We start from the raw sequence: 13,286 nt of genomic DNA on the forward strand, positions 1-13,286 counted from the left end.
TTTTATGCCTGCTTCTCACAATTTTTTTGACTGCTAAATAACTTCTTTCCAATTTCAAACTTACTAAACATTAAGTAGTTACCAAGTAAGATGAGTAAAATTCCAAATACGGCATTTAAAGTCCACTCATATCCTTCAAAGAAAGTAGAAACTGTTAAAGCAACTAAAGGAAAGAGCAACGTGCTATAGGCTGCTTTGGCTGCGCCAATTCGTCCGACTAGAGAAAAATAAGCAGAGAATCCAATAACCGTACCAAATACAGCTAAGTATAGTACCGAGCTTAAGAATGGGAAATTCATCGGCGGCATTAAATCTTGTCCTGTAAATAAAGCCAGAATTAACATCACCAATGCGCCGTAAGTCATGGCATAACAGTTTGTTGAAAAGATATTTAGACCACGTTTTTGGTGTCTAACACTAATCATGTTCCCTAAAGAAAAACCGTAAGTGCCTATTGCACATAGCCCAATACCCATTAATAACTGTGCATTAAACTGGCTATTAATCAGGTCATGCCAAAACAGTAAAACAATACCACTTAGACCCAAAAGTGCAGCTGGTGCAAAGTTTGGGGAAGGTTTCTGCTTAAAAAAGATAAGCGCATTAATGGCATTAAAGAAAACCGCCATCGAAAAAATGACAGACTCTAAACCGCTATTTACATATTTAACCGCAGTATAAAAACAAATAAAGTTTAGGCCAAAAACACAAAGTCCTTGCAGCATACAGAACAAATGATCTTTTAAAGCAATTCGCTGTAATTTTCCTGAAAATAGTAAAACAACCCAAAGTAATAAGGCTGAAATAGCAAAACGCCATAAAATTGCGACAACGGGTGTTGCATAATGGCTTTGAACGGCAATTCCAATCCATGTTGTTCCCCAAATCAACACCACCGCAACATAGAGTAAAATATTCATAACTTCATCCTCGATTACCAAGCTTAAGTATCTAGGAATGCTTCATTTTTCACGTATATATTCTTGTGTTGTACATGCAAGATCTTGCGTTTTTTATAGATCTAAACTAGCTGAATTTTGCTGAATATGGTTAACTTAAGCTCAATCATATTCGTTTTAATTTTGCATGGCTTATCAAACTTTAGAACAGCTGCAGCAGTCTAAAGCCAAGCTTCACGAAACTGTGGTGCTTGATGAAAATATGCAACTTGCATTTTGGTCTAATCAGCAAGATCGTGTAAGTGTCTGTAGCGATCACCACACTTTAAGTCTTTATATTCAAGATGGTTATGAAAGCTATCAAAAAACACCTGTGGGCTGGAAAAATGGTGGTGGGCCGGGACGTTTTTGCCTATTGCCCGAACATCAGGAGTCAACTTGGGACATACGTGGGGGGCTTAAATTTGTCCACTTGTACTACACCGACCAACATTTGCGTGATGTTGCTGAAAAAATATGGGACAAAGAGCCGAATCAAATTGAACTAAACGAAGTTGTATTTAATGATGATGAACGGATTCGGGCGTTATATCAATTCTTCTTGTTAGATTGCGATTGGCAAGATTCTTCAAATCATTTGCAAATGAGTACAACGGCAAGTTTATTGTTGAATCACTTAATTCGAAAATATAGCAGTGTTCAATGGCAACAGCCTACTATCAAGGGTGGGCTGGCACCTCATAAACTCAAATATATTCAGGAATGGATTGAAGATCATCTAGATCAGGCACTCACTTTGTCTGATTTGGCACATGTTGTGAATTTAAGCGAATACCATTTTGCTCATATGTTTAAACAGTCCATGAATATGGCGCCTCACCAATATGTTATGCAAAGACGCTTAACCAAGGCCAAGGGGCTAATTCAGTCATCTCAGCTTTCCTTACAAGATATTGCCCTAGTATGTGGGTTTAGTTCAGCAAGCCATTTAAGTCATCGCTTTAAACAATTTTATGGTATGAGTCCTTCGCAGTTACGTTAAGTGTCTAATGTAATTGGTTTCTCCTGAGCTGCGTCAAATGCAGCTCTTGCCGCATCAATATCCGCAATATGCTGCTGAGCCCATTGGCCTAAAGCAATTACAGGCTCTGTAAGTGAATGGCCCAATGGAGTTAATTCATATTCAACATGAGGTGGAACTACAGGATAAACCGTACGTTTAACCAACCCATCTCGTTCTAAACCACGCAAACATAAGGTAAGCATACGCTGCGATATTCCATTGATACGTCTCTTTATTTCAGAAAAGCGATGAGGATGTGATGCAAGTGTCATTACAATGAGTATACTCCATTTCTCTCCAACTCTAGCCAACACTTGACTGACTCTTTGGCAATCTGAACTCTGGATATCATGAGGTATGGTTACAGTCATATTACTTGGTTCCCTAAATGTGCCTTCTTGTGCATAAGAATAATAGTAGTAACATAATTAGCTCAAGTAACAATTTTATACTGTAGGTATAAGCGATGAAACTACTTCAAATTGACACAAGTATTTTAGGTGAGCAGTCTGTTAGCCGCCAACTCACCTCATCTGTTATTCGTCAGCTCAGCACAGCTTATCCAGATGCAGAAATTATTCATCACGATTTTGCTTTAGAGCCAATTCCTCATTTGTCTGATGCTGAGTTTTTAGCATGGCAAGGTGTTGAACCTAATAATGAAATAGCGCAACAACGTGTTGCAAGAAACACCCAATATTTGGATGAGTTCTTATCGTCAGATATCATTGTAATTGGCGCACCTATGTATAACTTTAGCTTCCCATCACAGTTAAAAGCGTGGCTTGACCGTCTATCTGTTGCTGGTAAAACATTCCGTTACACGGAAAACGGTCCTCAAGGTTTAGTAGAAGGGAAACGTGTCATTATTGCTTCTTCGCGTGGTGGTGTGTATTCAGAAGGTTCACCAGCCGAAGCTTTAGACTATCAAGAAACTTATATCAAAGCGTTTTTCAATTTTATTGGGGTGACTGATATCACTTTTGTGCGCGCCGAAGGAATCGCTTTCGGACCAGAGGCACGTCAAGCTGCCTTAGATAATGCAGCAGCGCAAATTGCCCAGTTAGCGGGTTAAAAATATAAATAGCCGAACAGTAAAGGAACTGTTCGGCCTTATTGAGATTATGATTTTAAGAAATTAATTCAATCAGTAAATAACTAAAAGAAAGTGACTGCGAGCCCAACCAGTGCCGAAGCAAAAATGACATACAGCACGTTAATGTTAAATCGGAATAAAGCAATAAATGCAGCTACAGTAATGAGGGCCGCGACAATAACAAAATGGCCTGAAAAACCCTGTGGCCATAACACGTGATAACTAAAAAATAGTGCTAAATTTAAAATGACACCGACCACAGCCGCGGTAATTGCAGTGAGGGGTGCAGTAAATTTAATTTCGTTATGTGTAGATTCAATAATCGGTGCACCCGCAAAAATAAAGACAAATGAAAATAGAAAGGTAAACCAAGTCACAATAACAGCACCGAGTGCTCCAGCAAAAAATAAATGCTCAGAGCCAAGTAATGAATGATTAACGCCTCCTAAAAAACCAACAAAGGCAACGACCATAATTAGTGGACCGGGTGTAGTTTCACCAAGTGCCAATCCATCAATCATTTGTGTAGGTGAAAGCCATCCAAAATGATTGACAGCCCCTTGATAGACATAAGGTAAAACCGCGTAAGCGCCCCCAAACGTAAGCAGCGCAGCTTTAGTGAAAAACCAAGCCATTTGGGTATAGGAATGATGCCATCCAAAATATGCGCCTAAAGCTAAAATTGGCAATAGCCATAAAGCGATTGCCACAAAAATAAGTCTGGCTAACCGTGACCAATGGAATTTAGCGTGCTCTGGTGTCGGAGTATCATCATCAATATATGCCGGACCATAATCTTTTTGACTAGCTTTATGCCCACCCGCGGAGGAAAATAGTTCTGGGTACTTTTTACTCGCTAAATAGCCAGCAATACCTGCTGATAAAACGATAAGCGGGAAAGGAAGCTTTAAGACAAAAATGGCAAAAAACGCTGCAATTGCGACGACCCATAAAAACTTATTTTTAAGCGAACGACTGCCTATGCGGTAAGTTGCATGAAAGACAATTGCAGTGACGGCAGGCTTTATCCCGTAAAAGATACCTGCAATAACAGGCACATCTCCAAATTTTATATAAACCCAAGATAGTCCAATCAAAATAAATAAAGAGGGCAATACAAATAGAATACCTGCAACTAATCCTCCCGCAGTTCTATGCATAAGCCAACCAATGTAGGTTGCTAACTGCTGCGCTTCAGGTCCGGGTAACAACATGCAGTAGTTCAGTGCATGTAAAAATCTTTTTTCGGATATCCAGCGCTTTTGTTCAACCAGTTCCTGATGCATCACAGCGATTTGTCCAGCTGGCCCCCCAAAGCTAATAAAACCAAGCTTGAGCCAAAATAAGAAGGCTTGCCAGAAGGTGACTTGTTCCACTGAATCATCAGGGGTATTTAATTGTTTTTGTTGCATATTATCCCCTAAAAAATAATATTAATTTTTACGTTTATGGCATAACGGAGTATGTTTTATAGCATAACAAACACAAATGTATTTTTTATGATAACCATTTAACTTTTATAGATAACTATTTATTAATTTATTGATATTAAATGAAATTATTTTTTTAACTAAAGTTATCGCTTTAAATTATTTCCAAAGCTGAAACATTTTAAACATTATTTGCTCAAGTTGTTATAACAGGTTGTGAGCCGTGAGCCAGCTACCCCAAGATCCCAAAAATCACAAGCCTCTTTACGATCAGTTAAGGGAACTCATCCTTAACAAAATTGTAAATGGTGAATATGCCGTGTTGAGTCAAATTCCATCTGAAAACGAGTTTGCTGAACAGTTCGGTGTAAGCCGAATCACAGTTCGCCAAGCACTTAACCAATTACAGTTGGAAGGCTATATTTTTAAGGTGCCAGGTAAAGGGACCTTTGTAAGTAAGCCAAAAACGTTCCAGAACATCTCAAGTTTGCAAGGTTTTGCAGAAGCAATGTCATCTGCTGGTCACGAAATTTTAAACCGTGTCATATCGGCCGAGCTTAAGCAGATCCCGATGCACGTTGTGCCCAAATTAAAGTTACCTGTTAAAGCCAATGTGTATGAAATTCAACGTGTCCGTTTACTCAACCGTCAGCCAGTGTCGTATGAGTTGACTTATTTGCCTGAACATATTGGTTTGAAACTTAAAGAGAAAGCGATTGATTTACGTACAACCGATATTTTCAAGGCATTAGAGCAAGAGTGCGATATTCCTTTAGGACATGCGGATTTAAGTATTGATGCCACGGTAGCGGATGAAGAATTAGCGGCTTTGTTACAAGTCGAAATCGGAACTCCGGTATTACGGGTCGAACGTTTGACTCATGACGCAAATGGCCAACCGATTGACTATGAATATCTCTATTTCTCGGGCGATACCTTCCAGTACCGTTTACGTATTCATCGTTAATAACTCAAATAAAAATAGGGAATATTCAATGGAAACTAAATATCTTGAGTTTGATATTGTGGTGATTGGTGGTGGAACTGCTGGGCCAATGGCTGCGATTAAAGCCAAACAAGAAAACCCGAATTTAAAAGTCTTGCTCATTGAAAAAGCGAATGTAAAACGTAGTGGGGCGATTTCAATGGGAATGGATGGACTGAATAATGCTGTCATTCCGGGCTACGCAACACCTGAGCAGTACACCAAAGAAATTACGATTGCCAATGATGGGGTAGTTAACCAAACCACTGTATATGCATATGCGAAGCATAGTTTCAAAACCATTCAACAGCTCGATCAATGGGGTATTAAGTTTGAAAAAGATGAGACAGGCGAATTTGCAGTAAAAAAAGTACATCACATGGGTGCATATGTTTTACCAATGCCCGAAGGTCATGATGTTAAAAAAGTTTTATATCGTCAGTTAAAGCGTGCTCAAGTCAAAATTAATAATCGCATTGTCACTACAAAGCTTTTAAAAAATGAACAAGGTGCAATCAATGGTGTACTCGGTTTTGATTGTCGTAGTGGTGACTTTTATGTCATTAAAACGAAAGCTGCCATTTTATGTTGTGGTGCCGCAGGGCGTTTAGGTTTGCCAGCTTCCGGCTATTTAATGGGCACTTATGAAAACCCAACCAATGCAGGTGACGGCTATGCAATGGCATACCATGCAGGTGCTGAGCTTGCTAACTTAGAATGCTTCCAGATTAATCCATTGATTAAAGACTATAACGGTCCGGCTTGTGCCTATGTGACTGGTCCTTTAGGAGGTTATACCGCTAACAGTAAAGGTGAACGTTTCATTGAATGTGACTACTGGAGTGGTCAAATGATGTGGGAGTTTTACCAAGAACTGGAAAGTGGTAATGGTCCTGTTTATTTAAAAGTAGATCATCTGGCCGAAGAAACCATTCAAACCATCGAAGAAATCTTGCATACCAATGAGCGCCCAAGCCGTGGACGTTTTCATGAGGGCCGAGGAACCAATTACCGTCAAGATATGGTGGAAATGCATATTTCAGAAATTGGTTTCTGTAGCGGGCACAGCGCTTCTGGCGTATGGGTCAATGAAAAAGCTGAGACTTCAGTTAAAGGATTATACAGTGCTGGCGATATGGCGGCTGTACCTCATAACTATATGCTTGGTGCATTTACCTACGGATGGTTTGCGGGTGTAAATGCCGCGCAATATGTGAATGCAATTGAAGATAGCGAATTAAACCAAAGTGAAATAGAAGCAGAAAAAGCTCGAATATTTGCGCCACTGGATTGCTCAGAAGGTTTACCTCCAGAACAAGTGGAATATAAGCTGCGCCGTTTTGTAAATGACTATTTGCAACCGCCTAAAACTCGCCAAAAAATGGAAATTGGGCTCAAGCGTTTTGAAGAAATTAAACAGGATATTAAGCGAATTTCTGCAAGAAACCCACATGAGCTGATGCGTGCCACTGAAGTTTCTTTTATTCGAGACTGTGCTGAAATGGCAGCAAGAGCTTCACTGTTTAGAGAAGAAAGCCGCTGGGGACTGTACCACTATAGAGCAGATTTCCCTCAAAAAAATAACTCGGATTGGTTCTGTCACGCGCATTTGAAAAAAGATGAACACGGCAACATGGTCAGTTTCAAAAAGCCAATCGAGCCTTATGTGGTTCCGATTAATCAAGATGAAGCTGTGTCGTATGACCGTTTACGCATTCAAAAAGATGTTGCTCTAGCAGACTAAATAAATCTGGAATTCAAATCATGGCTTTTATTTTTAAAGAAGTACAGCACCGTACTGTCGCACCCGTCATTATCGATGAAGATAAATGTATTGCTGATAAAGGATGCACTGTCTGTGTAGATGTTTGTCCAATGGACTTATTGGCAATCGATCCAACAACTCAAAAAGCTTTCATGCAGTTTGATGAATGTTGGTACTGCATGCCTTGTGAAAAGGACTGCCCAACAGATGCAGTCAAAGTAAATATCCCATACCTACTCAAATAATTAATTTGGAATACTCAACATGAGACAAAATAAATTGATCAATAAAAAACTATTACTCAGTAGCTTAATTGGTGCCATGGTACTTGGCACTTTGGGGTGCGGCAGTAAAACAGAAACTGTTCGTGTAGCGATTGGTACACAAGACACGACCATTAACTGTGCAACAGGTGGGCTGCTGATTCGTGAATTGAATTTATTACCCAAATATTTGCCTAAAGATGGTAAATACAGACACGTTAAATATGACATTCAATGGAAAAACTTTACCTCTGGTGCACCACTTACCAGTGAAATGGTGGCTGGACGTCTAGATTTGGGAGCAATGGCAGACTTTCCTGCTGTTAATAATTTAGCAGCATTTAAAAAAGCTGGAAAAGAAAGCATATTTTTAGCACCGTTATCAGGCAGTATTAATGGTAGCGGTAATGCGATTGTTGTTCCAATTGATTCAAAAGTCACTTCACTTAAAGAGCTAAAGGGGCAGACTATTTCTGTAGCTTTTGCCTCAACTGCTCATGGACTTTTGCTACGAGCAATTCAAGCTGAAGGTTGGCAACTTGATAAAGATATTAAAGTGATAGCTCAGGCACCAGAAGTGGCGGGACCTGCATTAAAAAGTCATAAGATCGCTGCGCATGCTGACTTCGTACCATTTGGAGAGTTATTTGCTTACCAAGGTTTTGCCAAAAAAATCTATGATGGTTCACAAGCAAAATCACCGACATTTCATGGTTCGCTTGCCAGCAAGGATTATGCACAGCAGCATCCCGAAGTCATAAAAGCTTATTTACAAGCAACTATTGAAGCGAATCGTCTGATTCAGGAACAACCAGAAAAATATAGTGAACTTATTGCTGAAAAAACAGGTATTCCTGCCGAAGTTGTTTATCTATTTCATGGCCCTTTAGGTCTGCAAACTCGTGACTTAACGTGGAAACCTGAATATCGAAAAGCGACTCAAATTGCGATAGATACCTTAAAAGTTTTAGGCAAAAACGACGGTACGCTTGATGTAAATAAATTTATTGATGATCAATACATTAAGGATGCATTTCAGGCATCTGGACTTAATTACAGCCAGCAACTTGCTGACTATGCAAAATCACCTTTGGTTGCCAATGATGCTTTAACGGGCCAACCCATCAAGACATTTGATCGGGTAACTCAAATTTGGGTAAAGGGTGAAGAAAAAGTTCGTAGCTATGAAACGCCTGAGCATGCTTTTTCTGATTTAAAGAAAATACAAGCCGATGGAAAAAAGGTGCGTGTGGTTTATAGCCAAGATCATCAGTCCGACATTAAGTTACTTGCCAATTTGGCATGGTATGCCACAGACAAAACAGGACAAATTCAGGCTTTTTTATTAAAAGATGATGCTGAAAAATGGGCTAAACAACAGGGCGGAAAAGTATATGACTTTAAAGCTATTCAGCTTGTAACACAGAGCTGATGTGTTGTCTTACCTAATGAGCAGGAGGTGACAAATGAGTAGTTTAGCCCAGACAAAACCTAATAACCAAAGTACATTTTTGACTAAATTTTTTCAGCAGTTGAGATCATATCCGGCGCGTTTAAAAAGCTACGTGATTGCTTTTACATCCATAGCTTTTTGGATAGTCATTTGGCAAGGACTTGCTCAGTTTAAAGTAAATTTAGGCTTTGTGAACTTTGGCAATGTACCAACACCTTTAGATGTCATTCATGCGCTATGGGCTTTTTTTCAACTCAGCGCTGCATTTGAACATGTTGAATCTAGTGTGTTTCGTGTAGTGATTGGTTTTGTGCTTGCGGCTCTAATTGGTGTAGGTATTGGTTTGTTGGCAGGACGTTACCAAAAACTGGCTGCCTTTCTAATGCCACCATTAGAAGTATTACGTCCAATACCAGCAGTTGCATGGATTCCTTTAGCAATTCTAATTTTTCCCTCATCAGAAGCTTCCATGATTTTTATTACGTTCATTGGGGCTTTATTTCCAATTTTATTAAACACGGTACATGGGGTTGGTGCAGTTGACCCAAGGCTCGTTGCATCTGCAAAAAGTTTAGGTGCTTCTGATCTTGCCATTATTCATGAAGTCATTATTCCGGGGGCATTACCGAATATTATTACTGGTTTATCCATTGGAATGGGTACTTGCTGGTTCTGTTTAGTGACTGCCGAAATGATTTCGGGGCAACATGGAATTGGTTACTTCACATGGGAATCTTTCACCTTGCAAAACTATAGCAATATCGTGGTTGGCATGGTGCTGATCGGAGCGTTAGGTATGTTTAGCAGTACATTGGTGCGTGTGATTGGAAACCGATTTACTCCATGGTATCAACTAAGGAAGTCTTAAAATGTCAATTACACAAGGCCATGTAAGTATTCAAAATCTATCTCTACATTTAGGGCAAACTAAAAATCGTTTTCAGGCATTAGATCGAGTTAACTTCGAAATACAACCGGGCGAGTTTATATGTCTACTTGGCCCGTCGGGTTGCGGTAAATCAACATTATTAGGTGCATTGGCAGGGCACTTACCAATTAGTTCTGGGTCTTTAAAGGTCGATGATGAATCGATATTTGAACCGCATCCAGACAGAGGTTTGGTGTTCCAGCAACATACCTTATTTCCATGGAAAAGCGTGCTTGAAAATATTGCTTTTGGTTTGAAAATGAAGGGCATTGCTAAGCAAAAGCGTATTGAACAAGCTCAGAAAATGATTGATCTGGTCGGACTTAAAGGCTTTGAACATAAATTTCCAGCCGAACTTTCTGGTGGTATGCAGCAACGGGTTGAAATTGCGAGAGTACTGATTAATCAACCTCGCATTTTATTAATGGATGAGCCTTTTGGTGCCTTAGATGCTCAAACTCGTTTAAAAATGCAAATGCTATTACTCGAAATTTGGCAAGAAATCCAAACGTCGGTTTTATTTATTACCCACGATATTGATGAGGCACTTTTTTTAGCCGATCGAGTGTTGATTATGAGCCATCGCCCAGGACGAATTATTGAAGAAATTCCACTTAAGTTTGAATGTCCACGAGATGTTGAGCTTGTAACAAGTAGTGAATTTACAGCCATTAAAAAACATTGCATCCAGACTTTAAAAGAAGCCACTCAACAAGAAGAGTTAAGACGTTTAAATCCATTAGGGCTTGGAAAGAAATCACAAATTAAGGAATACGAATGAGTTTTTATTATCAAGCTTTAGATGACCTCGATGAATATAATCAGGAATTTCTCACACAGCTCAATCATGCAGATGAAAAGATACGCTTTGTCGCTTTAATGAATATTGGCGATGAAGAAAGTCCGGATTTACTTCCTTGGTTGCATACAGCACTACAACACGACTCTTCAGCTTTAGTCCGTGAAGAAGCAGCAAAAAAACTAGAAAGTTGGGAAGATCCAACCAGTTTGCAGGTATTAGCTCAAGCCTTATTTGATGCTGATCTGAATGTGAGACAAGCTGCCAGCCAGAGTTTAAGTGAAGTCAAAAATGCTGCATCGGCCCAGATACTTGCACCGTATTTAAAGCATACGGATACTTTTGCTCTCAGTGCAATTTTACGTGCTTTAAAACCTTTACGACCACAGCAATTATTTGAAGAGATATCTGCTTTAGTACATCATGAAGATGTTCTTGTGCGCCGTGAGGCAGTCAGTGCATTAAGTTGGTTACAACAAGACCAAGCGATTAAGATATTGGCAAAAACTGCTGAAACAGATATAGATGATGAGGTTCGCCGTATTGCAACAGGTGGTTTGGCCTATAGTCAGAGCATATCAGCTGAGGTTATCCAAGCACTTCAACATTCATTAACTTCGGAAAGTTGGCAACTAAGAGTGGAAGCTGCACTCACGATTGGAAAATTACGTATTGTTCAGCTCGAAGCTCCTTTAATTCATGCTGTATCAGACCTGTATTGGCAAGTACGAATTGCAGCAGTACGGAGCTTGGGACTACTTAAATCACATCTGGCAGTTGCTCATTTGACTGATAACTTTAAGCATGAAATTAGTAACTTGCGTAAAGAAGTCGCTTTAGCACTCGGTGAAATTGGTACAGCAGAAGCTCAGAAGCTATTGGAACAACATCAAAATGATCCAGATCCTGAAGTACGAAAAGCGATTCGTATTGGATTAAATCAAATTGGTGAGGTGAAGTATGCAAATCAGACCTGATATCCGTGTCGACACTATAAATAAGCAGGTTCACTTTATATGGACCGATGGCTCAAGCATATGTCTGAGTCATCAAAGTTTAAGGGAAATTTGCCCATGTGGCTTTTGCCGAGCGAAGCGGATTAAACAAATTAAAATAGAGCATCAAAATGTTGAAGTGACAGCTATGTTTGATCAAGGTTATGGTGCCCAAATTTGCTTTAGCGATGGGCATGATAAAGGGATTTTTCCGTGGGCTTTTTTAAAAGAATTTGCTAAGAGCTAAAAGATGCCTTCTGCTTGGGACAGAAGGCATCTTATTTAATTAATGATCATGTTCTAAATAATCTGGTTTTTTAGGAAGCGCAAGGCTACACAAGAAACAGATAATCAGCATGACAATAACATATATAAAGAAGGTATTTTCAATTCCTGCAGCTTTAAACTGTAAGGCAACTGAAGGTGCAGAACCACCAAACAGCGCATTACCTACTGCATACGAAAAACCTACGCCTAAAGCTCGCACATGAGGTGGGAACATTTCAGCTTTTACCAATCCACTAATAGAAGTATAGAAGCTGAGTAACATCATCATAAAGATGAGTAGCAAGGTAATGATGATCGGAGAATCTATATAGGCACGCATCCCGATCACCATGACGGGATAAATAAAAATGGCGGACAATAAGCTAAATGCCAACATTGAGGAGCGTCGCCCAATACGGTCGGAAATTGCACCAAATATAGGTTGAGCACACATATAGACAAATAGGGCGAAGGTCATGATATAACCAACTGTTTTTCCGTCCATCCCTAAGTTGGTTAAATAGGTTTTTGAATAAACAGTCTCTACATAAAATGTTAATGAACCAGCAGAAGTGTATCCAACCACCAATAAAAAGGTTTTCCAGTGTTTTTTAAAGAGTTCTCTTAAGCTACCAGACTCTTTTCGTTCGCTGTCTTGATGAGAAAGCGTTTCTTCTAAACGACTACGTGCAAGCAAAGATAAGATTGCTGCGATACCACCAATAACAAATGGAATACGCCAACCGCCATCATGTAATTGTTGTTCACTTAAGAACGTCAATAAAATAACGCCCAGTAAGCTTGCAAGCAATTGACCACCAGAGAGGGTGACATATTGGAAAGATGAGTAAAAACCACGCTGACCTTTTAAGCCTAATTCACTCATATAAGTGGCAACGGCGCCATATTCACCACCCACTGATAAGCCTTGAAGTAAACGAACAAGGAGCAATAGAAAAGGGGCAAATAAACCGACTTGATCATAAGTAGGCAAAGCTGCAAATAAAAAGGAGCTTAAAGCCATCAGACAAATTGATATGATCATCGACTTCTTTCGGCCATGTCGATCTGCAATACGACCAAATAGCCAGCTTCCAATCGGACGCATAAAGAAGCTTGCTGCAAACACCCCCCAAACATAAATAGACTTGGTTGTGCTATCCATATCTGGCGCGGTTAAAGCTTGAGTAAAGTAAGCAGCAAATACTGCATAAATATAAAAATCAAACCATTCGACTAAATTACCAGAGGCTGCGCCTACAATCCCACGTATCCTGCTATGTTTTTCTTCCTGAGTATATGTCATATTACTTCCATCACTTTGTAGACAAAAACTAGGAACT

The 13,286-nt window shown here is 39.6% G+C and carries 14 protein-coding genes; 10 read left to right on the forward strand and 4 right to left on the reverse strand.

The window, feature by feature from the left end:
• Window positions 1-2 precede the first annotated feature (2 nt).
• Window positions 3-920, reverse strand: coding sequence for a DMT family transporter (locus GO593_RS16155; protein WP_001023744.1), 918 nt, complete (start codon window positions 918-920; stop codon window positions 3-5).
• Window positions 921-1,086: 166 nt separating this feature from the next.
• Here GO593_RS16155 and GO593_RS16160 point away from each other — a divergent pair, with 166 nt between their 5' ends.
• Window positions 1,087-1,941, forward strand: a complete 855-nt coding sequence (locus GO593_RS16160; protein ID WP_000331402.1) for a helix-turn-helix domain-containing protein — start codon at window positions 1,087-1,089, stop codon at window positions 1,939-1,941.
• Here GO593_RS16160 and GO593_RS16165 read toward each other — a convergent pair.
• Window positions 1,938-2,333: a winged helix-turn-helix transcriptional regulator gene (locus GO593_RS16165; RefSeq protein ID WP_001983845.1), complete on the reverse strand. Its 396-nt coding sequence runs from the start codon at window positions 2,331-2,333 to the stop codon at window positions 1,938-1,940. The two genes, GO593_RS16160 and GO593_RS16165, sit on opposite strands and share 4 nt — an antisense overlap.
• 95 nt (window positions 2,334-2,428) lie before the next feature.
• Here GO593_RS16165 and GO593_RS16170 point away from each other — a divergent pair, with 95 nt between their 5' ends.
• The gene (locus tag GO593_RS16170; RefSeq protein WP_000771641.1) at window positions 2,429-3,037 is read left to right on the forward strand and encodes an FMN-dependent NADH-azoreductase; all 609 of its coding nucleotides are present in this window, start codon (window positions 2,429-2,431) and stop codon (window positions 3,035-3,037) included.
• Window positions 3,038-3,120: 83 nt separating this feature from the next.
• On the opposite strand, the gene chrA is transcribed toward GO593_RS16170, so the two are convergent.
• The gene (chrA, locus tag GO593_RS16175) at window positions 3,121-4,470 is read right to left on the reverse strand and encodes a chromate efflux transporter (RefSeq protein WP_001186384.1); all 1,350 of its coding nucleotides are present in this window, start codon (window positions 4,468-4,470) and stop codon (window positions 3,121-3,123) included.
• Window positions 4,471-4,711: 241 nt separating this feature from the next.
• Between chrA and GO593_RS16180 the strand changes: the two genes are divergently transcribed.
• From GO593_RS16180 to GO593_RS16215, 8 genes are read left to right on the forward strand one after another with little or no spacing between them, the layout of a single operon-like run.
• Window positions 4,712-5,455 (forward strand): GntR family transcriptional regulator, encoded by a 744-nt coding sequence (locus GO593_RS16180; protein ID WP_000080816.1) that lies wholly within the window; start codon window positions 4,712-4,714, stop codon window positions 5,453-5,455.
• A gap of 28 nt (window positions 5,456-5,483) precedes the next feature.
• Window positions 5,484-7,217: a fumarate reductase/succinate dehydrogenase flavoprotein subunit gene (locus tag GO593_RS16185; protein WP_000448784.1), complete on the forward strand. Its 1,734-nt coding sequence runs from the start codon at window positions 5,484-5,486 to the stop codon at window positions 7,215-7,217.
• 20 nt (window positions 7,218-7,237) lie between these two features.
• Window positions 7,238-7,483 (forward strand): 4Fe-4S dicluster domain-containing protein, encoded by a 246-nt coding sequence (locus GO593_RS16190; RefSeq protein ID WP_000864073.1) that lies wholly within the window; start codon window positions 7,238-7,240, stop codon window positions 7,481-7,483.
• Window positions 7,484-7,502: 19 nt separating this feature from the next.
• On the forward strand, window positions 7,503-8,933 hold the full coding sequence (locus GO593_RS16195) for an ABC transporter substrate-binding protein (protein ID WP_001249641.1): 1,431 nt from the start codon (window positions 7,503-7,505) through the stop codon (window positions 8,931-8,933).
• 34 nt (window positions 8,934-8,967) lie between these two features.
• The gene (locus GO593_RS16200; protein ID WP_000096307.1) at window positions 8,968-9,822 is read left to right on the forward strand and encodes an ABC transporter permease; all 855 of its coding nucleotides are present in this window, start codon (window positions 8,968-8,970) and stop codon (window positions 9,820-9,822) included.
• A 1-nt stretch (window position 9,823) separates the two neighbouring features.
• Window positions 9,824-10,663, forward strand: coding sequence for an ABC transporter ATP-binding protein (locus GO593_RS16205; RefSeq protein WP_000029003.1), 840 nt, complete (start codon window positions 9,824-9,826; stop codon window positions 10,661-10,663).
• Window positions 10,660-11,658, forward strand: coding sequence for a HEAT repeat domain-containing protein (locus GO593_RS16210; RefSeq protein ID WP_000011855.1), 999 nt, complete (start codon window positions 10,660-10,662; stop codon window positions 11,656-11,658). The genes GO593_RS16205 and GO593_RS16210 overlap by 4 nt, the downstream gene beginning before the upstream one ends.
• Window positions 11,642-11,923: a DUF971 domain-containing protein gene (locus tag GO593_RS16215; RefSeq protein WP_001167095.1), complete on the forward strand. Its 282-nt coding sequence runs from the start codon at window positions 11,642-11,644 to the stop codon at window positions 11,921-11,923. Before GO593_RS16210 ends, GO593_RS16215 begins: the two co-directional genes overlap by 17 nt.
• Window positions 11,924-11,962: 39 nt before the next feature.
• Here GO593_RS16215 and GO593_RS16220 read toward each other — a convergent pair whose 3' ends face one another.
• Window positions 11,963-13,249 carry an MFS transporter gene (locus GO593_RS16220; RefSeq protein ID WP_000222728.1) on the reverse strand — a complete coding sequence of 429 codons (1,287 nt, stop codon included), beginning with the start codon at window positions 13,247-13,249 and terminating at the stop codon, window positions 11,963-11,965.
• Between the last annotated feature and the right edge of the window lie 37 nt (window positions 13,250-13,286).

The organism is Acinetobacter baumannii, from assembly GCF_009759685.1.
In the GTDB taxonomy this organism is placed as follows: Bacteria; Pseudomonadota; Gammaproteobacteria; order Pseudomonadales; family Moraxellaceae; genus Acinetobacter; species Acinetobacter baumannii.

Excerpts from the sequence above, each read along its gene's own strand:
- GO593_RS16160 (WP_000331402.1), top strand. The coding sequence starts at position 1,087 with ATGGCTTATCAAACTTTAGAACAGCTGCAGCAGTCTAAAGCCAAGCTT.
- GO593_RS16170 (WP_000771641.1), top strand. The coding sequence starts at position 2,429 with ATGAAACTACTTCAAATTGACACAAGTATTTTAGGTGAGCAGTCTGTT.
- GO593_RS16200 (WP_000096307.1), top strand. The coding sequence starts at position 8,968 with ATGAGTAGTTTAGCCCAGACAAAACCTAATAACCAAAGTACATTTTTG.
- GO593_RS16165 (WP_001983845.1), bottom strand. The coding sequence starts at position 2,333 with ATGACTGTAACCATACCTCATGATATCCAGAGTTCAGATTGCCAAAGA.
- GO593_RS16155 (WP_001023744.1), bottom strand. The coding sequence starts at position 920 with ATGAATATTTTACTCTATGTTGCGGTGGTGTTGATTTGGGGAACAACA.
- GO593_RS16185 (WP_000448784.1), top strand. The coding sequence starts at position 5,484 with ATGGAAACTAAATATCTTGAGTTTGATATTGTGGTGATTGGTGGTGGA.
- GO593_RS16205 (WP_000029003.1), top strand. The coding sequence starts at position 9,824 with ATGTCAATTACACAAGGCCATGTAAGTATTCAAAATCTATCTCTACAT.
- GO593_RS16210 (WP_000011855.1), top strand. The coding sequence starts at position 10,660 with ATGAGTTTTTATTATCAAGCTTTAGATGACCTCGATGAATATAATCAG.
- GO593_RS16220 (WP_000222728.1), bottom strand. The coding sequence starts at position 13,249 with ATGACATATACTCAGGAAGAAAAACATAGCAGGATACGTGGGATTGTA.
- GO593_RS16215 (WP_001167095.1), top strand. The coding sequence starts at position 11,642 with ATGCAAATCAGACCTGATATCCGTGTCGACACTATAAATAAGCAGGTT.
- GO593_RS16195 (WP_001249641.1), top strand. The coding sequence starts at position 7,503 with ATGAGACAAAATAAATTGATCAATAAAAAACTATTACTCAGTAGCTTA.
- chrA (WP_001186384.1), bottom strand. The coding sequence starts at position 4,470 with ATGCAACAAAAACAATTAAATACCCCTGATGATTCAGTGGAACAAGTC.
- GO593_RS16190 (WP_000864073.1), top strand. The coding sequence starts at position 7,238 with ATGGCTTTTATTTTTAAAGAAGTACAGCACCGTACTGTCGCACCCGTC.